Origin of the sequence: Microbacterium sp. TPU 3598 (assembly GCF_002356155.1) — a bacterium.
Lineage (GTDB): Bacteria > Actinomycetota > Actinomycetes > Actinomycetales > Microbacteriaceae > Microbacterium > Microbacterium maritypicum_A.
Genome location: NZ_AP017975.1, coordinates 1384587 through 1403315 on the forward strand (window position 1 = coordinate 1384587; position 18729 = coordinate 1403315).

At 69.5% G+C, this 18729-nt stretch carries 15 protein-coding genes; 8 read left to right on the plus strand and 7 right to left on the minus strand.

From position 1 onward, the window contains the following. Positions 1-17 precede the first annotated feature (17 nt). From MST3598_RS06545 to MST3598_RS06555, 3 genes are all read left to right on the plus strand, one after another. Positions 18-1109, plus strand: coding sequence for an ATP-binding protein (locus MST3598_RS06545; RefSeq protein WP_021199292.1), 1092 nt, complete (start codon positions 18-20; stop codon positions 1107-1109). A 50-nt stretch (positions 1110-1159) separates the two neighbouring features. Next, positions 1160-1702 carry a hypothetical protein gene (locus tag MST3598_RS06550; protein ID WP_021199293.1) on the plus strand — a complete coding sequence of 181 codons (543 nt, stop codon included), beginning with the start codon at positions 1160-1162 and terminating at the stop codon, positions 1700-1702. Positions 1703-1793: 91 nt separating this feature from the next. After that, positions 1794-2378 (plus strand): NADPH-dependent FMN reductase, encoded by a 585-nt coding sequence (locus tag MST3598_RS06555; RefSeq protein ID WP_096359689.1) that lies wholly within the window; start codon positions 1794-1796, stop codon positions 2376-2378. Here MST3598_RS06555 and MST3598_RS06560 read toward each other — a convergent pair. Further along, positions 2375-4177: a 2-isopropylmalate synthase gene (locus MST3598_RS06560; RefSeq protein WP_021199295.1), complete on the minus strand. Its 1803-nt coding sequence runs from the start codon at positions 4175-4177 to the stop codon at positions 2375-2377. The genes MST3598_RS06555 and MST3598_RS06560 overlap by 4 nt on opposite strands. A 175-nt stretch (positions 4178-4352) precedes the next feature. Between MST3598_RS06560 and MST3598_RS06565 the strand changes: the two genes are divergently transcribed. Continuing rightward, positions 4353-5021, plus strand: coding sequence for a FadR/GntR family transcriptional regulator (locus MST3598_RS06565; RefSeq protein ID WP_029258943.1), 669 nt, complete (start codon positions 4353-4355; stop codon positions 5019-5021). Then, a complete protein-coding gene (locus tag MST3598_RS06570) occupies positions 5018-5842 on the plus strand; it encodes an ABC transporter ATP-binding protein (protein ID WP_051670990.1) in 825 nt (274 codons plus the stop codon). Before MST3598_RS06565 ends, MST3598_RS06570 begins: the two co-directional genes overlap by 4 nt. 21 nt (positions 5843-5863) lie before the next feature. Here the strand turns inward: MST3598_RS06570 and helR are convergent, their stop codons facing one another. The 3 genes from helR to MST3598_RS06585 form a co-directional block, all read right to left on the minus strand. After that, the gene (helR, locus tag MST3598_RS06575; protein ID WP_029258941.1) at positions 5864-7996 is read right to left on the minus strand and encodes an RNA polymerase recycling motor ATPase HelR; all 2133 of its coding nucleotides are present in this window, start codon (positions 7994-7996) and stop codon (positions 5864-5866) included. A gap of 115 nt (positions 7997-8111) precedes the next feature. Beyond that, the gene (locus MST3598_RS06580; protein WP_029258940.1) at positions 8112-9701 is read right to left on the minus strand and encodes an amidohydrolase; all 1590 of its coding nucleotides are present in this window, start codon (positions 9699-9701) and stop codon (positions 8112-8114) included. After that, complete coding sequence (locus tag MST3598_RS06585; RefSeq protein ID WP_157749859.1) at positions 9698-10933, minus strand: MFS transporter; 1236 nt, start codon at positions 10931-10933, stop codon at positions 9698-9700. Before MST3598_RS06585 ends, MST3598_RS06580 begins: the two co-directional genes overlap by 4 nt. 186 nt (positions 10934-11119) lie before the next feature. Here MST3598_RS06585 and MST3598_RS18375 point away from each other — a divergent pair, with 186 nt between their 5' ends. The 3 genes from MST3598_RS18375 (at position 11120) to MST3598_RS06600 (ending at position 12849) form a co-directional block, all read left to right on the plus strand. Next, positions 11120-11758, plus strand: a complete 639-nt coding sequence (locus tag MST3598_RS18375; RefSeq protein ID WP_051670925.1) for a TetR/AcrR family transcriptional regulator C-terminal domain-containing protein — start codon at positions 11120-11122, stop codon at positions 11756-11758. Positions 11759-11802: 44 nt separating this feature from the next. Then, positions 11803-12177, plus strand: coding sequence for a DUF2255 family protein (locus MST3598_RS06595; protein ID WP_021199303.1), 375 nt, complete (start codon positions 11803-11805; stop codon positions 12175-12177). A gap of 288 nt (positions 12178-12465) precedes the next feature. Continuing rightward, a complete protein-coding gene (locus MST3598_RS06600) occupies positions 12466-12849 on the plus strand; it encodes a hypothetical protein (protein ID WP_029258379.1) in 384 nt (127 codons plus the stop codon). Between the two features lie 16 nt (positions 12850-12865). Here the strand turns inward: MST3598_RS06600 and MST3598_RS06605 are convergent, their stop codons facing one another. From MST3598_RS06605 to MST3598_RS06615, 3 genes are read right to left on the minus strand one after another with little or no spacing between them, the layout of a single operon-like run. Next, positions 12866-16330: an error-prone DNA polymerase gene (locus MST3598_RS06605; RefSeq protein ID WP_029258378.1), complete on the minus strand. Its 3465-nt coding sequence runs from the start codon at positions 16328-16330 to the stop codon at positions 12866-12868. Then, positions 16330-17868: a DNA polymerase Y family protein gene (locus tag MST3598_RS06610; protein WP_029258377.1), complete on the minus strand. Its 1539-nt coding sequence runs from the start codon at positions 17866-17868 to the stop codon at positions 16330-16332. Before MST3598_RS06610 ends, MST3598_RS06605 begins: the two co-directional genes overlap by 1 nt. Beyond that, positions 17865-18683, minus strand: coding sequence for a hypothetical protein (locus tag MST3598_RS06615; RefSeq protein WP_231494418.1), 819 nt, complete (start codon positions 18681-18683; stop codon positions 17865-17867). The genes MST3598_RS06610 and MST3598_RS06615 overlap by 4 nt, the downstream gene beginning before the upstream one ends. Positions 18684-18729: the final 46 nt, after the last annotated feature.

Genomic DNA, 18729 nt, shown 5'->3' on the forward strand with positions numbered 1-18729 from the left:
AAAGGTGTACCGGAGTGATGACGAACCTCACCATCGGAACGACGCTCGAGGACCCGGGGGCTCCGGTCGACCTCGACGCCCGGCGCTTCAACAGGCATACCTTCTGGGTCGGGCAGAGCGGCAGCGGGAAGACGTATGCGCTCGGTGTCGTGCTGGAACAGCTGCTCTTGCACACCGAGCTGCCGATGATCGTCCTCGATCCGAACAGCGACTTCACGCGCTTGCGGGAGACGCGGGCCTCCGCAGGAGCATCCGAGACCGACCGCATGGCAGAACTCGACATCCGCGTGTTCCGCTCCGGCGCGGGTGAGGGCGAGCGCCTGCACGTGCGTTACGTCGATCTGGTGCCGGCATCGAAGGCAGCCGTTCTGCAGATGGACCCGATCGCGGATGCGGAAGAGTACAACGCTCTGCTCCATGAGGAACGAGATGCGCACGTCTTCGACGGTCGCGATATGCTCCCCGGTCTGCGAGCCTCGGGCGACCCCGCCCGGGTGCGGCTCGCGAACCGCATGGAGAACCTGCAGGTGCTGGAGTGGGCGCTCTGGTCACGCGGCGCCGGATCGGTCATCGACGTGATCGAAGAACGCCCACGAGCCACGGTCCTCGACCTGGGCGGCTTCGAGCACCCCGCCGAGCCGAAGGTCGCGGCCCTCGCCGTGCTCGAACATCTCTGGGCACACCGTGAGGAACGACGACCCGTCCTGATCGTCATCGACGAAGCACACAACCTCTGCTCGCCGAATCCCGAGACCGCCGTCGAACGAGCCCTCACCGAGCAGCTCGTGCAGATCGCGGCCGAGGGGCGCAAATTCGGGCTCTGGCTGCTGCTCTCCACCCAGCGTCCGACGAAGATCCACCCCAACGTGCTCTCGCAGTGCGACAACCTCGCGCTGATGCGGGTCAACGCGCCCCGCGACCTCGCCGAGCTCGCCGACGTCTTCGGCTTCGCCTCCGAGGACGCCATCCGCCGTTCCGCTGATTTCGTCCAGGGGCAGGCGCTGTTCGCCGGCGGCTTCATCTCGGCGCCGACCTTCGTGCAGATGGGGGAGCGGATCACCGAGGAGGCGGGCGGCGATGTGAAGGTCCCCCTGCGCGTCGAGGGATGATGGGAGCTCGATGGTAGCGATGGCACGACGGATCAGGAGCAGCACCGGGTATGGACAGGCGGAGAACGACTGCGGATGACGGGATCCTTCGCGTGCATCAGGCCCTGCGATCGGGATTCGGCACCGAGGCCGCGGTCTACGGCACGATTCTCGTCAGCGGCCTGGTGGCCGTGTCCTCGGCGCACGGGGAGACATCACTGGCGGTGCTGGTGACGGTCGCCGTCACGGTGCTGGTGTTCTGGGGTGCTCATGTGTATGCCGGCACCGTGGCCAGGGTCAGCGATCACGATGAACGCGAGCACGGTGAATCCGTCGGGGTTCGGGCGGCGTTCGCCGCGTCGGTGAAGCACTCCTTCGGCATGCTCAGCTCGGCGACCGTGCCGGCGGTCTTCCTGTTGGCCGGCACGACCCGCGTCATGCCCGACGGGCTCGCGAACGACCTCGCGCTCTGGTCTGGTGTCGTGATCCTCGCGTTCCTCGGCTATGTGGCCTTCCTCCGTCGGGGGAGCCCCCTGCTCACGCGCGTGCTCGGCGCCCTGGGGACGGCGTCGTTCGGTCTCGTCTTCGTGGTTCTCAAGGCTCTCGTGCACTGAGACCGGTGAGCCGCGTCGGGCTTGCGGTTTCGGCATACGGGGCTAGCCTGAACGCCAACGACCACGGCGGAACGAACGAGGGAGAATGCGCATGACTCACCGGATCGGCTACCTCATCGGGAGCCTCGCCCATGACTCGATCAACCGCGTCGTCGCGACCGCCCTCGTGAAGCTGGCACCTCCCAGCCTCGAGATGGTCGAGATCCCGATCCGCGATCTGCCGCTGTACAACCGCGACGACGAGCTCGATCCGGTCGCCGCCGTGACCACGTTCAAGCGGGCGGTGGAACAGGCGGAGGGACTGCTGATCGTCTCACCCGAGTACAACCGTTCGATACCGGGTGCGTTGAAGAACGCGATCGACTGGGGCTCACGCCCCTGGGATCACAACTCGTTCGCGCGCAAGCCCACCGGCATCATCGGCGCCTCCACCGGGGCCATCGGCACCGCCGTCATGCAGTCGTCGATGCGCAGCGTGCTGAGCTTCCTCAACGCCCCACAGCTCAACGCGCCCGAGGCGTACCTGACGTATCGACCGGAGATGTTCGGCCCGGACGGCGAGGTCGAGGACGACGGCACGAAGAAGTTCCTGGAGCACTACATGGAGGAGTACGCCGCCTTCGTGGAGCGTGTGCTCTCTCTCACAGCTCCCGGCCACGTCGGCGACCCGGACTAGTCGGGCGTCGCGTCGGGGAATGCGGCGCGGCTCGCCGCCGTGATCACGGCGGACAGGCTCGCGGAGAGGACGGAGCGCCCGCGGCCTGCCGACCAGGCGACCCCTTCTTCCGTGCGGTGCTCGAGGAGGATGAGCGCCTCACCGTCGGTGCTGGATCCGACGCTGGTCTGGTGCAGGCTCACGACGTCGACACGGATTCCCCGGGTGTCGAGTGCCGCAGTGAGGGCCTCGACCGGACCACCTGCCGCATGGGTGCTCGTGTGCTCGCGCCCCTCGATGTGCAGCGTGATCCGTGTGCGGGACTCGCCGTCGGACTCGGCGGTGTCGTACGAGACGAGCGCGATATCGGTGCGGGCACCGGTGCCGAAGTACACCTCCCCGAAGACCCTCCACAGCTCCGATGCCGTGACCTCGGTGCCGATCGTGTCCGTGTGCCGCTGCACGTGTCGCGCGAAGTCGATCTGCAGGCGGCGGGGCAGTTCGATCCCGTACGCCGTTTCGAGCAGGTAGGCGATCCCGCCTTTCCCCGACTGCGAGTTCACGCGGATCACCGCGTCGTAGTCGCGGCCGATGTCGGCGGGGTCGATCGGCAGGTAGGGGACCCGCCATTCGATCTCCCGTTCGTCGCGGCCCTCGGCCGCAGCCCGAGCGCGATGCTCGGAGAAGCCCTTCTTGATCGCGTCCTGGTGGGTCCCGCTGAATGCCGTGTGCACCAGGTCGCCGACATAGGGGTGGCGGGCGTGCACCTCGATCCGGTTGCAGTACTCGACCGTGCGGCGGATCTCGTCGATGTCGGAGAAGTCGATCATCGGGTCCACGCCCTGCGCGTGCAGATTCAGGGCGAGCGTCGCGATGTCGACGTTGCCCGTGCGCTCGCCGTTGCCGAAGATGCAGCCTTCGACCCGCTGCGCGCCGGCGAGCACCGCGAGCTCGGCGCAGGCGATGCCGGTCCCGCGGTCGTTGTGGGGGTGCACCGACAGGATCACGGCATCGCGACGGGCGAGGTTCTTGTGCATGTATTCGATCTGGTCGGCGTACACGTTCGGGGTGGCGACCTCGACCGTGGCCGGGAGGTTGAGGATCACCGGGCGCTCGGGGGTCGCCTGCCACAGGTCGGTCATCGCATCGCAGATGTCGATCACGTAGTCGGGTTCGGTCAGATTGAACACCTCGGGAGAGAACTCGAACCGCACGTTCGGCAGGTCTCCGGCGAACTCCCACACGTCACGGCCGCCGGAGAGGATGAGCTGCGTCAGCGCTTCGCGTTCGTGCCCGAGCACCAGGCTGCGCCAGGTCGGGGCGGTCGCGGTGTACATGTGGATCACGACTGGATTGGCGATGCCCCGGATGGAGGCGACCGTGCGTTCGATGAGGTCGCGACGCGCGGGCGTGAACACCACGATCGTCACGTCATCCGGGGCGATGTCGCTCTCGGCGATGAGCCGCACGAAGTCGTAGTCGGTCTGCGACGCCGACGGGTATCCGACCTCGATCTCCTTGTAGCCCATCCTCACCATCAGCTCGAAGAAGCGGCGCTTGCGCGCGGGGTCCATCGGCTCGGCGAGCGCCTGGTTGCCGTCCCGCAGATCGACGGGCACCCAGAGCGGGGCCGCGGTGAGACGCCGTGTCGGCCAGTCCCGCTCGGTGAGGGGCACGTCGACGCGGGAGTAGACGTCGCGGTAGCGGTGCGACGGCATCGGGGAACGTCGCTGCCTGTTCCAGGTCGGCGTCCGGTCGGAGCCGGTGTCGGTATCGAGGTCGGCGGCCGGGGAGGGGTGGGGGAACGATGTCGTGGTCATGGCGGGTGCGGTGTCCTTCTTCGAGGGTCTGCGACCGGCACACGTTCGACTCCACGACGGGGAGCCGGTCCGGCTACGTCCCGCCGTGGCGACGAAGAAGAAGGTGCTCTGACGAGAACATGGCTAGACTGTAACACAACTCCTCAGACAAGTAGACGAGAGGCTGGCATTGCGCATGGCACAGGTGAGGCGAGAACCCCTGGCGGATCAGGCCGCGGCACTCCTGCTGGAACGGATCCGCGCCGGAGAATGGGCACTGGGGGAGAAGCTCCCCGGGGAGACGACGCTCGCGCCGCAGCTCGGAGTGGGACGCTCCACCGTGCGCGAGGCGATCCGCCAGCTCGCCGGGCGCGGGGTGCTGGCCTCGCGACAGGGCGCCGGCGTCTTCGTCATCGCGCTCGATGCGCCCGAGGACTGGGATGCGGTGCTGCGAAAGGCCGGCATCGTCGCAGTGATCGAAGCGCGCATCGCGATCGAGACCGAAGCCGCCGCGCTCGCCGCCGCGCGACGCACGCCCTCAGACCTGCGCAGCATCCGTCGCGCCTTGGCCGATCGCGATGCGCATAGGTCTGACATCGACAGTCACGTCGATGCCGACACCGCGTTCCACCGCGCGGTCGTCGCCGCGTCGCACAACGCCGTCCTCCTCGACCTGTTCGACAGCTTCACCCCCCGGCTGCGTGAAGCCATGATCGAGATGCTCCGCATCCGACGGGAGTTCGGCGACGACGCCGACCACGACGCCCACGCCGCCCAGGTCGACGCGATCGTCGACCGCGACGAGGGCGCTGCCGCCGCGCGGAGCCGTGCACACCTCCTCACACTGCGGGACGCGCTGGTATGACCGAGGAGAAGCCTCGTGAGAACCGTGCGTCCGACGTGCTGGTGCTGAGGGGCGTCGACGTCGTCCGCGGCTCGCGCCAGATCCTGACCGGCGTCGACCTCACCGTCCGTGCAGGGGAGCACTGGGCCCTCATCGGCCCCAACGGTGCGGGTAAGAGCACGATCCTGAGCATGTGCGGTGCGGAGGCGCACCCGACCCGAGGGTCCGTGCATGTGCTCGGTCAGCAGCTGGGACGGGTCGAGATCCGCCGGCTGCGCGAATCGATCGGACATGTGAACCCTCGTCATCCGTTGCGCTCGCCGCTGACGGTGCAGCAGGTCGTCCTGACCGGTGCGACGGGGACGACGGAGATGATGAACCGCTGGGAGCCGTCGCCGTCGCTCATCGCGAGGGCGGACCACCTCATCGGGTTGCTGGGCCTCGGCGGGCGGCGGGACGCCACCTGGCCGACCATGTCGCAGGGGGAGCGCGGCCGGGCACTGATCGCGCGAGCCCTTCTGCCCGACCCCGCGTTGCTGCTGCTCGACGAGCCCTCCACCGGTCTCGATGTCGCCGCCAGGGAGCAGTTCCTCGAGACCCTCGACCTGCTGCACGACGCGCAACCCGATCTCGCGACGGTGCTCGTGACGCACCACCTCGAGGAGCTGCCGGGGTCGACCACTCACGCAGCCCTGGTCTCGAAGGGGGAGGTCGTGTCGCAGGGGGCGGCGAGCGATGTTCTCACGACCGCCCTCGTGACCGCGGCGTTCGAGTACCCCATCCGGATCGAGCATCGCGATGAGCGATGGCAGGCCCGTGCCGGTCGGGTGCTCGTGGGCTGAACGTGAGAGGCCCGGGCATGCTCACCGGAGCACGATCAGCTCCCGTGTCGACCGGGTCATCGCCACGTACCGGTCCACGGCGCCGGTGACATCGTCACCGAACTGCTCCGGGAGCACCAGGACGACCAGATCGAACTCCAGGCCCTTCGCCCCCTCGGGAGTCAGCGATCGCACGCGCGCTGTCGGGGCGAGGTCCGGGGCGCCGATGACGCACGCGATCCCGTCCGGGTGCTCATCGAGCCAGGCATCCAGCAGGCGGGGGAGCGAGGCGACGACGTCGTATCGCACGGGCGTTCCGCTCTCGCGCACCGACGTCGGCACATTGGCGTCCGGAATCGCCGCGAGGATCGCCGGTCCTGCCGCCGCCATCACCTCGGCCGGAGTCCGGTAGTTCACGCCCAGGTGGGCGATCCGGACATCGCGGAGGCCGATGCGGGTGAGCCGCGCTTCCCAGCTCTCGGTGAAGCCGTGCCGCGCCTGTGCGCGGTCTCCGACGATCGTGAAGCTGCGTGAGGGGCAGCGGGCGAGGAGCATCCGCCATTCCGCATCGCTGAGCTCCTGCGCTTCATCGACGACGATGTGCCCGAACGGCCCCGCCAGCTCGTCCGGCGGGAGCGCGGGCGGAGCGTCGACGCCGAGCAGCACGTTCCTCGCATCCTGTCCGCGAAGGATGGACATCACTTTCATCTCGCTGTCATCGTCTTCGATCAGGTGGTCGACAACGTGGGAGATCTGCTCCTGCGCCGAGGCGACGACGGCTTGGCGGCGGTGCTCGTCGCGGACGGCGTCGGGATCGCCGATCCGCCGGCGCGCGGCGTCCAGGAACGGGAGATCGGCGACGGTCCACTTCTCGGGGTCCTCGCGCTGCAGAGCCGCGACCTCTCCGGGCGAGAGGCTCGCAGCGCAGCGCTGCAAGAAGTCGGGGGAGCTCCACAGCCGAGCGACCATCGAGGTCGGGGACAGCATCGGCCAGGCGCGCACGAACGTCCCGGTGAGCTCCTCGTCCTGTCGCAGCCACCGTCGCACGATGTGGGGAGGCACGTCATCGTCGTGCACCTGGTCTGTCAGCAACTCGAGGATCTCCTCCCACACCTCGTCACGCGCCACGTTGTGCGAGACCGCCGGGTCGGCGCCGGAGAACAGTGCCGTCCATTCCTCGCGGCTGATCCAGAGGTCGGCCCACGGCGACTCGATGCGCATCGCGTGCGAGGGAGGGCGCTCGAACCACGTCGCCGCCGCATCGAGTATCGCGACGGGATCGAGGGCGGCCTTGAGCAGTGCCACCCGCGCATCCTGCTCGTCCACGGCCGCTGCTCCTTCCGGGACCAGATCGCGCAGGGTCGAGAGCCGTACGGCGTCCTCGCCGAGACTGGGCAGCACATCTTCGACGTACGCGAGATAGTGCGGGTGAGGCCCCACGAGCAACATGCCGCCCGCGCTCTGCGTGAGTCGCGGCTCGGCGTACAGCAGGTGCGCGGCGCGGTGCAGCGCCACGACGGTCTTTCCCGTGCCGGGTCCACCGTCGACGACCAGTGCGCCGGGCGAAGACGCGCGGATGATCGCGTCCTGGTCGGCTTGGATCGTCGCCAGCACGTCCCGCATGCGCGACGTGCGTTGGGCGCCGAGGCTGGCGATGAAGGCGGATTGGTCGTCGAGCGAGGCCGAACCGTCGAATGCGGCGTCGGTCAATGCCTCATCCCAGTAGTCGCTGATCCGTCCGTCGACCCACCGGTATCGACGTCGGGACAGGAGCCCGCGCGGATCCTCCATGGTCGCCGCGAAGTACGGTTCTGCCGCCGGGGTCCGCCAATCGATCAGCAGCCGAGTGCCGTCGGCGGCGGCCAGGCCTGTGCGGCCGATGTACACGGGGTCGCCGTGTTCCGGGGTCATCCGACCGAGGCAGATGTCGGTGCCGTAGCGCTCGAGCACGCGCAGTCGTCCGCTCAGGCGACGTATCTCGAGGTCGCGTTCCACGGCCGCGTCTCCGAACCGGGCGGAACGCTGACGCACCTCGGCCAGACGTGACGTCACGTCGGCCCGATGCGCCTCGAGGGCGTCGTCGATCCTGCGGAGGTGATCGCGGTCGGCGTCGATGAGCTCTGCCGTCGACTTCGCGCGCAGATCGTCGGGGAGATGGAAGGGGTCGAAAGGCATGGATCTCCTTCACGCCCGCGCGCAGTTCGCACGAGCGAGGGTCGATTCTGCCCCGAGGTGGGGGCCTTGCGGCAAGCCCCCACCTCGGCGATATCCTGGAAATGCAGACGGAGAGCTACGCCTCGTGCACCGTGCGGCCGGCGATCACGGTCCGCACCACGCGGGTCGTCAGCAGGGCAGCGGGATCCCCCTCGAACGGGTCGACATCGAGAACGACGAAGTCGGCCGCATATCCGACAGCGATACGGCCGCGCCAGTCCCCGTCGCCGATCGAGGCCGCGGCATCCCGAGTGGCATGCGCGATCGCACGCTCCAGGGGGAGCGCCTGCTCGGGATGGATCGCCGGCACGCCCGGAGCCAGAGCTGAAGCACGGGTAGCCGCGACGTACATGTTCGCCATGGCCTCATGCGGCGCCGTCGGAGCATCGGTGGAGAAGGCGAGGAGCGCACCAGCCTCGTCGTACTCCGACCAGGCGAACGCGCGGTCGGCCCGTTCGTCTCCGACCTGTGCCGCCCAGTTGGAGAAGATCGCGGGATCGGCGTGCACGGGCTGCATGGACGCCGTCACTCCGAGCCGTGCCATCCGCTCCGCGGTCCCCGGCGCCGCGTACTCGAGGTGCTCGATGCGGTGCCGTCGTTGGCGGTCGCCGTTCACCGCGACGGCATGCTCGATCGCATCGAGGGCGAGGGTGCTCGCCGCATCGCCGATCGCGTGCATCGCGATCTGCAGTCCCGCGGCATCCGCCGCGGCGACGACCGGCAGTAGGCGTTCGGCGGGCCAGATCGGCGCGGCGTTCGTCCCGTCGGCGTAGGGTGCCCGCATGGCGGCCGTGCACGCGTCGATCGTCCCGTCGAGCACGAGCTTGATCCCGAGCACCCGCACCCCCGCCGTCGTCGAGGACGCATGGGCGGCGGCCTGCGCGACCTGTGCGAGGTTCGCGGCATCGTCGCCGGTATTGACGATGAACCAGTGCGCGGCGATGCGCAGTGGCAGGCTGCCGTGAGCGGCCGCACGACCGAGGGCGGCGAGCCCGAGCTCGTCGAAAGCCATGTCGACGGCTCCGGTCACGCCGGCGGCGAGGTACGCGGAGACGACCCGCTCGACCGCCGCATCGCGCTGCGCATCGGTGGTCGTGGCGTCGCGATGAGCCCAGGCGTGCAGCTGCGCGGCGGTCTCATAGAGCATCCCGGTCGCATCGCCCGCCGCATCGCGGGCGATGCGGCCGCCGATGGGGTCGGGGGTGTCGCGGGTGATCCCGAGCTCGGCGAGCGCGGCCGTGTTCACCCAGCACGAGTGATAGTCGTTCGCGTCGAGGTAGACCGGAACGTCGGAGACGACCGCATCGATCATGGCCGCTGTCGGTTCACCGCCGGGGATCGCATCGAACAGCCATCCGCGTCCGCGGAGCACACCGGGCGCGGCCTCGCGCGCGGTGCGGAGCCGGCGCTGGATCTCCTCGAGAGAGGAGGCGTCCGTGAGTCCTACCTGTCCGAGCGCTTCGCCCATCATGAGCAGGTGGGTGTGCGCGTCGGTGAATCCGGGGAGCACGACGCGGCCGTGGAGATCGACGACCGTGTCCGCGTGCGGTGCCGACTCCTCGGTGCCGACATGCGCGAACGCGTCGTCGTCGACCACGAGCGCTGAGCTCCACCGGGATTCGTCCCCGGTGAAGATGCGGCCGTTGCGGTAGAGGGTGCGGGTCATGCGTCGATCTCCTGTGCGGTCATGCGTTCCAGACGGGTCGAGATGAGGGCGATCGCCCCGGTGGGGACGGCCAGGATGAAGCTCGCGATGCCGAGCGCCACCGCGAATCCCTGATATCCCAGGGCGCCGACGAGGGCCGCGCCGATGACCGGGGTGAGCGCCGACCCGACCAGGTAGACGGCGAGCAGCGGTCCCGACCAGCGCCCGTCGGCATCCAGTGCCGCGGACGTCGACACGAAGTACATGAACGCGATGGCGTAGATCGAGTTCCAGGCGATGAACACCACGATGAAGGCGGTGGGATTGGTGACGAACCCCTCCACGATCTTGAGTGCGCCCCCGGCGACCAGCAGGACGACCAGGGGAACCGCGCGCCCGAATCGGGCTCCGACGATCATGAGCAGCAGCGAGCCGAGGAGTCCGCCGGCTGTTGCGCCACTGAGGGCGACGCCGAGCCCTTCGGGAGTCAGGCCGGCCTGTTCCGCGCCCATGATGCCCGCCATCGCCCAGAGGGAGTCTTCGCTCGCCGCCCACAGGGCGAACACGATGAGGAGTCCGAGGCCGGCGATCGTCACGGTCCGGGAGCGGGCGGGGGAGGTGCGCACGGTGCCTGTCGGAGGGATCTCGATCGGCATCGCCTCGGCGACGGCCGCCCCCGCCTGCGGGGCGAGGACCGGAGCGGCGGGAAGCCATGCCGAGGCGATCAGCCCGATCAGGCTGAACAGCGCCAGCGCACCGAAGACGTCGAGAGGGGCGAGGCCGATCAGCGGGATCACGGCGAGGACCACCGTGATGACTCCGCGGTTCGCGAGCCCGTTGAAGCCGGCGACCCTGTCGGGGTTGCGGAAAGCGGCGAGCGCCGCGCCCGATGCGGCGACCGCGCCACCTGCTCCGGCGCCGCCGAGGAGCAGCCCGGGAAGCATGGCCGCCGGCGCGAGGGCCGCGGTCGCGAAGCCCACGACGGCGAGGCCGAGCCCGGCGCGCGCGACAGTGCGGCGATGCACCCCGGCGCACAGCGGGGCGATGGCCAAGCCGGTCACCGCGGTGAGCAGGAGGGTCGCGGTGACGAGCCAGCTGGCGGTGAGGACGTCGAGGCCGAGGCCTGTCTGCGCGGCGGTGATCATGTAGGGCGACAGATTGACGCCCAGGTACCCCGCGATCCCGATGGCGAACGTCGCCGTCGCCGTCGGGAAGCGGAGGGGGATTCGGGTGCGGAGATCGAGAGTGGTCATGGGGCTCCAGGGAGTCGGCACGGCATTGTGCGGAGAGAGGGAAGACAGCGGACGTGCGTCGGGTGGGGCACGAGGCGTAAACGAATGGTGTTCGTAAACGAATGGTGTTCATTATTATGCACAGATGAGGGTTCTCGCGGAACCCCCAGATCTCATACCCGGTCCGCCGGAGAAAGCGAGTCCCCGATGCCGAGGCCTTCCTCCCCGCTCCTGTCCCCGGAGATCATCGGCTCGGCGGGTCTCGCGCTCGCGAGAGCCGGCGAACCGTTCGGAGTGAACGCCATCGCCCGCGAGCTCGGCGTGCGCCCGTCATCGCTCTACAACCACGTCGACGGCATGGACGGCATCCTCGAGCTCATGCGCGGAGAACTCGTGGAGGGATACCGCGTCGAGTGGCACGGCGAGCCCTGGGACGAGTTCGTGCTCGCTGTGCTGCGCACGCAACGCCGGATGTACGCAGACCACCCGCAGCTCGTTCCGCTGCTCGTGGGGAAGACGATCACGCACCCGGCGGTGATCGCCGCATACGACGATCTCGCATCCGTGCTCGTCGACGGAGGCTTCCCCGACGATGAGGTGCTCTCGGTGATCGCCGTCATCGACGCCTTCGCGATCGGCTTCGGTCTCGATCTCGCCTCTCCCGACGAGGTCTGGCAGCCCGAAGGCGGCACGCGCACTCTGGGGCGTCTCATCGACGGTGCGGAGCGCGGGAGTGCGCGGTCGGATCGTACATTCGAGCTCGGGGTCGGCCTGCTCCTCGACTCGCTGCGCGCGCGCCTCGTCGGCAGTCCGCCCGTGACCGGTCAGGCGTCTTCCCGGTTCTGACGTAGCATGCACTCTGCCGCATCCGTCGATACCGAGGAGGACCCATGACGACCTGGAACCCTGACGAGCTCAGCCGCATCGCCGAGCCGGAGATGTTCGATCTCTCCGCGCAGCTCGAGGACGGCACCATGCCGAAGACCGTGGGGATCTGGGCGGTCGCGGTCGACGGTCGTCTGTTCGTCCGCTCCTACACGGGACTTGCGGGCAAGTGGTACGCCCCGGCCCTGGCCAGCCTGCGCGGACGTGTCTCCGCGGGTGGCGTCACGAAGGATGTCCGCTTCGAGAGGGTCGGCGATGAGGCGATCAACGCCGCGATCGATGCCGAGTACCTCCGCAAGTACACGCCGAGCCCATACGCTCCCGAGATGGGTCAGGAGCCGGTGCGTTCGAACACGCTCGAGGTCATCCCGCTCGACTGACCGTGTCGCGATGCGTCGCGTCGACCGGGGAGATTGGCCCTCTCGATGACCCGCCCCAGACGGTGTCGTCGAGAGGGCTCACCGCCCTTCCCGGACGGTAGGGGAGGCGGCGAAGATATCGCTGCGCTCACGGCTGATTCCCCAGTCCTCAGCCTCGTAGCCCCCGCTACGAAGAGCAGAATATCGCTTAATCCGCTTGTCCGCCATTTGGGGGACAAAGAAATTTACGAATGTTGCTCGTGAGGGACTCCCTGTTGTCTTCCTGACGGCCTTCTCTAGGGTGGACTCATGGACAGACTGCTCGTGCTCACCGCTCAGGTCGCCATCGCCCACGGCCATCGCATCGAGGTGACGGAGCAGACCGATCCGCTCACCGACGAACCGGTCGTCCTCGCCATCGTCGACCTCGACACGGGCATCCGCTATCGACGCGCAGAAGACCCGAGTGGCGACTTCTCCCGCTGGATCGGGCGCGTCCTGCGCTGCACCGTGACGATGGGTGGCGCCGGCGCGCACACCTCGCTGCTCGTCGACCCCATCGGGCCCGGTCCGACCGGCGCCAAGGTCGCTCTCCGTGAAGCCGACGCAGCCGCCGACGCCGCGAAGGCCGAGGCGGACCGCTGGGGTGGAGCCGACCGTCCTCCCGTGGAGGAGCCCGAGCGATTCTGGTGAGTCGGGGCGGCCGTCCTCAGCGGAAGTCCCTGGACCGATGCGTGAGACCGGTGCGAAGATCCTCGAACCCATCGGCGAGCACGTTGACCACGCCCTCCGCAGATCGCTCCAGGATGCCGCGGATGATGAGTGCCGGTGAATCGCGGGCGACCCGGCGGTAGCGGTTCCAGACCCCGGCTGAGCAGACGACGTTCACCAGGCCGCTTTCGTCCTCGAGGTTCACGAAGGTGATCCCGGCGGCCGTCGCGGGTCGCTGACGGTGGGTGACCAGACCGGCGACCTCGATGCGTCGACCGACCTCGTGTCCCTGCAGGTCGATCGCCGTCAGAACCCCGCGCGCGCGCAACTCGTCGCGGAAGTGCGCCATCGGATGATCGTCGGTCGACACGCCGGTCGCCCACAGGTCGGCGGAGAGACGCTCGTAGCTGGTCTGATCGGCGAACAGGGGCGGTTGCACCGCGACCGTCGTCCCCGGGAGGAACCGGGAACGGTCGTCCGCCGCGGCGCCGGCCATCCAGATGGCCTCTCGGCGTTCCAGGCCCAGACAGTCGAAGGCGCCGGCGGTGGCGAGGGCCTCCAGCTGCGCGGCGGTGGCATCCGTTCGTCGCACCAGGTCGTTCAAGTCACGGTACCGGCCGTTCGCGTCGCGTTCGGCGACGATCCTCTCCGCCATCGGCACACCGATCCCACGGATGCCGCCGAGCCCCAGTCGCACCGCGAACTCCCCGTCCCTGCGGTGCGCGGCCGACTCATCCGGTGCCGCGCGGTCGAAGCGGAGGACAGGTGGTTGAGGGTCGGTGAGGCACTCGTCCCGGCCGGTGGGCCCGTTCCCCGAGGCGCCGGCGAGTGGTTCCAGGGTCTCTGTCGCACCGGAGACATGCAGATCGGGGCGGTGGACCTCGACCCCGTGCCGTCGCGCATCGGCAGTGAGGGTCGCTGCGGAGTAGAAGCCCATGGGCTGCGAGCGCAGGAGGCCGGCGAGGAACGCGGCGGGGTAGTGCAGCTTCAGCCAGGAGCTGGCGTAGACGAGAAGGGCGAATGACAGGGAGTGCGACTCGGCGAAGCCGAAGTTGGAGAACGCCTGGATCTGCGCGTAGATGCGATCGGCCGCCTCATCGACGAGTCCGCGCCGCGCCATCCCCGCGTACAGCTTGTCCCTGACCTTCTCGATCTTCTCCAGGCCGCGCTTGGAGCCCATGGCCCGGCGCAGCAGGTCCGCCTCATCGGCCGTGCAGTCGCCGATCGCCGTCGCCATCTGGATGAGCTGTTCCTGGAAGATCGGGATGCCCAGCGTGCGTTTCAGGATGTCCTCCAGATCGCTGTGCGGATACGGGATCACGAACTCCACCGGCTCTTCGCCGCGCAGGGCGCGCTCCCGGTTCTCCTCATCGATGCGGTCCTTCGCCATCTTGCGCCGCACGAAAGGATGCACAGCGCCACCCTGGATGGGTCCGGGGCGGATGAGCGCGATCTGGATGGCGAGATCGTAGAAGCTCCGCGGCTGCAGACGGGGGAGCAGCCCGATCTGCGCGCGGGATTCCACCTGGAAGACTCCGATCGAATCCGCACGGCAGAGCATGTCGTAGACCCCCGCCTCCTCCTTGGGGATGCTCTCGAGCGTCCACTCTTCGCCTGTGGTCTCCCGGATCAGGTCGAAGCAGTGCTGGAGGGCGGCGAGCATCCCGAGACCCAGCAGATCGAACTTCACCAGTCCCATGAAGGCGGAGTCGTCCTTGTCCCACTGGATGACCGTGCGGTTCTCCATGCGGGCGTGCTCCACGGGAACGACCTCGCCGACCGGGCGTGCAGTGAGCACCATGCCACCGGAATGGATGCCGAGATGCCGAGGAGCCTTCAGCAGCTCTCCCGCGTAGGCGAGCACGTTCTCGGGGATGTCGTGTCCTTCGACGGGCTCCAGACCCACGCCCCAGCCGTCGACCTGGCGGGACCATGCGTCCTGTTGGCCGGGGGAATGGCCGAGCGCTCTGGCCATATCCCGCACCGCGTTCTTCGGGCGGTACTGGATGACGTTCGCCACCTGGGCCGCCCGCTCCCTGCCGTACTCCCGATACACCCACTGGATGATCTCCTCGCGGCGGTCGGAGTCGAAGTCCACATCGATGTCGGGCTCTTCCGTGCGGGTCGTCGCGAGGAACCTCTCGAAGGGGAGACGGTAGAGGATCGGATCGACGGCGGTGATCCCCAGCAGGTAGCAGACCGCGCTCGCCGCGGCCGACCCCCGACCCTGGCAGAGGATGCCGAGCCGTCGTGCCTCCGTGACGATCCCGTGCACGATCAGGAAGTACCCGGGGAAGTCCTTCTCCTCGATCACGTCGAGCTCGCGCGCGATCCGGTGCCGGCCGTCGTCGTCCAGTCGCGGGTACTTCGTAGGCACCGCCTCCCAGACCAGATGGCGCAGCCAGCTCATGGGCGTGTGCCCCTCCGGCACCTTCTGCTGCGGCAGCGCCGGTCGTGCGAGGCGCAGGGGGAAGGCGGATGCCGCGGCCAGCTCGAGCCCGTACGAGATCGCTCCGGGGTGGCGCCGGAAGCGCGCCGACATCTCGGCCCCGCTGCGCAGGTGTGCACCGTCGTGAGAGGGCAGCCACCCGTCGAGCTCGTCCATGCTGCGCACCGCGCGCACCGCGGCCACGGCCTCGGCGAGGGGCGCCTGCGCCGGCGTGGCGTAGTGCACGTTGTTGGTCGCGACCACCGGCAGCCGCATCCGACGGGCCAGTTCGGCGAGGGCGTCGTTGCGACGGGTGTCGAGGGGGTCTCCGTGGTCGAAGAGCTCGACGGCGACGTGCTCGCTCCCGAACAGGTCGACGAGCGACCGCAGCGGATGGGCGGCGTCTCCGGCCTCGAGACCGCGGCGCACGGCGCCTTTGCGGCATCCGGTCAAGATCGTCCAGTGCCCGCCCGCACGTGCGGCGAGATCGTCGAGGTCGTAGACCGGGCGCCCCTTCTCACCGCCGCGCAGCTGCGCCGCGGTGATCGCCCCCGAGAGCCGGTGATAGCCCTCCGTGCCCCGGGCGAGGACCAGCAGATGCTCGCCGGCGGGATCGGCGTGACCCCGTTGTGGTGCGGGCAGGTCCAAGGAGAGCTCCGCTCCGAACACCGTCTGCAGGGGGCTCTCCATGAGGCCGGCCACCTCGGCGAAGCGTGCGGCGCCGTAGAAGCCGTCGTGGTCGGTGAGGGCCAGAGCGGTCAGCCCGAGGCGGTCGGCCTCGGCGAGGAGTTCTTCCGGGGAGGAGGCGCCGTCGAGGAACGAGTACGACGAATGGGCGTGCAGTTCGGCATAGGGGATCGGGTCTTCGGGTCGGGGCGCGGCGACGGGGGGCGTGCGCGTGCGGCGACGGCTCACCGGTCCGGGGTCCGTCCGCTGCCCTCGAGGCTCGGAGCCGGGAGGAGGCGGGGGTGACTCTTCGCCGCTGAGGGTGCGCTCCAGCTCGTTCCAGGACAAGGGGGGATTGTGCCACCCCATCAGCGATACCTCCCCTCGACCCACCAGCGCTCGCCGGCGTGGAAGACCAGCCACGCGCGGTCGTGGTCGTCGACGATCTGGAGCCGGTGCCCTCGCTTCCCTCCGCCCGAGGTCCAGCGTCGTTCGTGCACCGGCCAGGGGCCGGCCCATGCCTGCACGGTCGCTCCCTCGATGCGGGCGGGGTCGTTCGAGAGCGCCCCGCGTTCGTCGACGCCGATGGTGCTCTCATCCGCGGCGAGCACCGCGATGGGGCGCGGGGGGAGGAAGACCTCGGCGGGCAGCGGATCGGGAAGGCTTCCCGGCCAGGGGGAGCCGGGGTCGCGCGGAGGGACCGTGCGCTCTCCCCAGGGCGTGAGCACCTGCCGGTCGGCGAGCCAGCGCCCGCCCGCGACGGCGGCGGTGACCACGCCCTGATGGCCCAGCATGGTCTGCACGCGCGAGACCGCGTGGTGCAGGCGCTCATCGGTGCCGGAGCCGAAGAGACCGGGCTGGTGATGCGCGGCGTCATCGACGGCGGCGGGGATGATGCGCACCGCCATGATGCCGCCGAAAGCCCGCGCCTCGTCGACCGGTTCCTTGGCGGACTGCGCGGCCAGAGCCTCCAGCTGCCACCGCACCCGGTCGACCAGGTCGGAGGCGTCGAAGCAGGTCGGATGCAGCCAGGAGCGGGAGTAGACGGCCCCGTTGTCGTCGGTCAGCTCGATTCGCACCTCGGTGCAGACGAGTGAGACGTCGCCGAGAGCGAGCATCACCGCATCAGCCGTCTGGCGCACCGCGAAGGCCACCTGATCCGTTCCGCCCAGCGGGGAGTCGAACTCGATCCGCCGCGCCAGCTCCGGGTCGGGTGGGCGCGGCGTCAGCGGCCGGGAGTCGGCACCGGCCGCGAGCGCGTGCAGGCGCGCGCCGTGCTCGCCGAAGCGATCGCGCACGTCGAGAGGGGCGAGGGCGGTGAACTCGCCGAGGGTGCGCACTCCGAGGCGGACGAGCAGACCGGTGATCTGTTCGTCGCGCAGCACCTGCACGGGGTAGGGCGCCAAGAACTCCCGGGAGCCCCCCGGTGGCACCACCGTGCACGCGGCGGAACCGCGCGCGGCGATCTCCGCCGTGAAGGGACCATCGGCGACCCCCGCACGTACCTCGGGGAAGCCGGCCTCCGTCAGGACGGCGGTGAGTGCCTCTGCGGCCTCCGCCTCTCCTCCGTGGTAGCGGGAGATGCCCCGGGCGCGGAGGATCGCGAGCCCCGGTCGCAGCAGCGTGACCCCAGGGGCGTGTCTCTCGATCAGATGCAGCACAGGCAGGAAGGCGCGCTCGTCCCTCTCGGGGTCATGGGGGAGCACCCGCAGTGACGAGAGATGCCCCTGCGCGACCCGGCGACGCTGGCCGGTGCGCACGCCGTGTTCCCGGGCGGAGGCGGTGCACGCGACGATCGTGTTCGCCTGCACCAGGGCTGCGGGGGGATGCGGGGGCGCGCTGCTGAGGACGGCCCGCATCGGCCAATCGGGGAACCACAGCACGAGGACGCGAAGCGGGCTGTTCATCCGGCCTCCGCCCAGTGCAGGAGCTCCAGCGATACGGGCTCGACGGGCACGGGAGACTCGTGGGAAGGGGCGGAGAGCGGGGCGAGGTCGACGGCAGCGGGCGCGATGGCGATGGGCTCGACGGCGGTGGGCTCGACGGCACCGTGTCCGCCCGGCAGCTGCACGCGCACGCTCGACGGGCGAGGGCTGTGCCGTGTCCGAGCCGTCACCGTGACCGTGCAGTCGGAGAGCAGTCCCCAGCCGGCACCGAGGCCGTGCCAGTGCGGGTCGTGCAGGCGAATCGTCCCCTCGGTCTGCGGCCAGCGCTCGACGCCGGGAGATTCGGTGACCAGGAGTGTGCATCCGCGATCGCGCAGGCGCGCGCTCAGCCGGGAGACGTCGGCGTCGCGAGCCCGTGAGCCGGGAGTCACGACGATCAGGGGAACGACTTCGGCCAGGGCGGAGGTCGCCGCCAGCCAACGATCGCCGGGTGCGGGCACCAGGATCAGCCGGGTGAGGTCGATGCCGAATGCGGCGGCCGCTTCGACGCCGAGGGTCGGCATGCCGACCACGGCGCACCAGAGTCCCTTCTGCGACGCCGCGCTGAGGAGCGCGAGCACGAGGCTCGGTGACGGGGAGACGGTGTAGGAGGTGCCGGTCTGCAACCCTTCCTCCGGAAGGAGGGCGGCGAGGGCGGGGTCGAGGGGGAGCAGCGCGTGCTCGCTGCGTCGCCGCTGCATCCGGCTGATCTCGCGGCGCAGTCGCAGCACTTCTCCCGCGCGGGAATCGCCCGCCGGGGAGAGCGGGGCGATGGCATCGAGCCCGATCACCTGCATCCTTTCTCGAAGATATATTCTAATATACCAAGGGGTCCGACTGACG

What these genes read in the sequence shown, in the direction of transcription:
- helR (WP_029258941.1), bottom strand. Translation starts at nt 7,996, where the DNA reads ATGCCTTTCGACCCCTTCCATCTCCCCGACGATCTGCGCGCGAAGTCG.
- MST3598_RS06615 (WP_231494418.1), bottom strand. Translation starts at nt 18,683, where the DNA reads ATGCAGGTGATCGGGCTCGATGCCATCGCCCCGCTCTCCCCGGCGGGC.
- MST3598_RS06585 (WP_157749859.1), bottom strand. Translation starts at nt 10,933, where the DNA reads ATGACCACTCTCGATCTCCGCACCCGAATCCCCCTCCGCTTCCCGACG.
- MST3598_RS18375 (WP_051670925.1), top strand. Translation starts at nt 11,120, where the DNA reads ATGCCGAGGCCTTCCTCCCCGCTCCTGTCCCCGGAGATCATCGGCTCG.
- MST3598_RS06550 (WP_021199293.1), top strand. Translation starts at nt 1,160, where the DNA reads ATGGACAGGCGGAGAACGACTGCGGATGACGGGATCCTTCGCGTGCAT.
- MST3598_RS06610 (WP_029258377.1), bottom strand. Translation starts at nt 17,868, where the DNA reads ATGAACAGCCCGCTTCGCGTCCTCGTGCTGTGGTTCCCCGATTGGCCG.
- MST3598_RS06565 (WP_029258943.1), top strand. Translation starts at nt 4,353, where the DNA reads ATGGCACAGGTGAGGCGAGAACCCCTGGCGGATCAGGCCGCGGCACTC.
- MST3598_RS06595 (WP_021199303.1), top strand. Translation starts at nt 11,803, where the DNA reads ATGACGACCTGGAACCCTGACGAGCTCAGCCGCATCGCCGAGCCGGAG.
- MST3598_RS06580 (WP_029258940.1), bottom strand. Translation starts at nt 9,701, where the DNA reads ATGACCCGCACCCTCTACCGCAACGGCCGCATCTTCACCGGGGACGAA.
- MST3598_RS06555 (WP_096359689.1), top strand. Translation starts at nt 1,794, where the DNA reads ATGACTCACCGGATCGGCTACCTCATCGGGAGCCTCGCCCATGACTCG.
- MST3598_RS06605 (WP_029258378.1), bottom strand. Translation starts at nt 16,330, where the DNA reads ATGGGGTGGCACAATCCCCCCTTGTCCTGGAACGAGCTGGAGCGCACC.
- MST3598_RS06600 (WP_029258379.1), top strand. Translation starts at nt 12,466, where the DNA reads ATGGACAGACTGCTCGTGCTCACCGCTCAGGTCGCCATCGCCCACGGC.
- MST3598_RS06570 (WP_051670990.1), top strand. Translation starts at nt 5,018, where the DNA reads ATGACCGAGGAGAAGCCTCGTGAGAACCGTGCGTCCGACGTGCTGGTG.
- MST3598_RS06545 (WP_021199292.1), top strand. Translation starts at nt 18, where the DNA reads ATGACGAACCTCACCATCGGAACGACGCTCGAGGACCCGGGGGCTCCG.
- MST3598_RS06560 (WP_021199295.1), bottom strand. Translation starts at nt 4,177, where the DNA reads ATGACCACGACATCGTTCCCCCACCCCTCCCCGGCCGCCGACCTCGAT.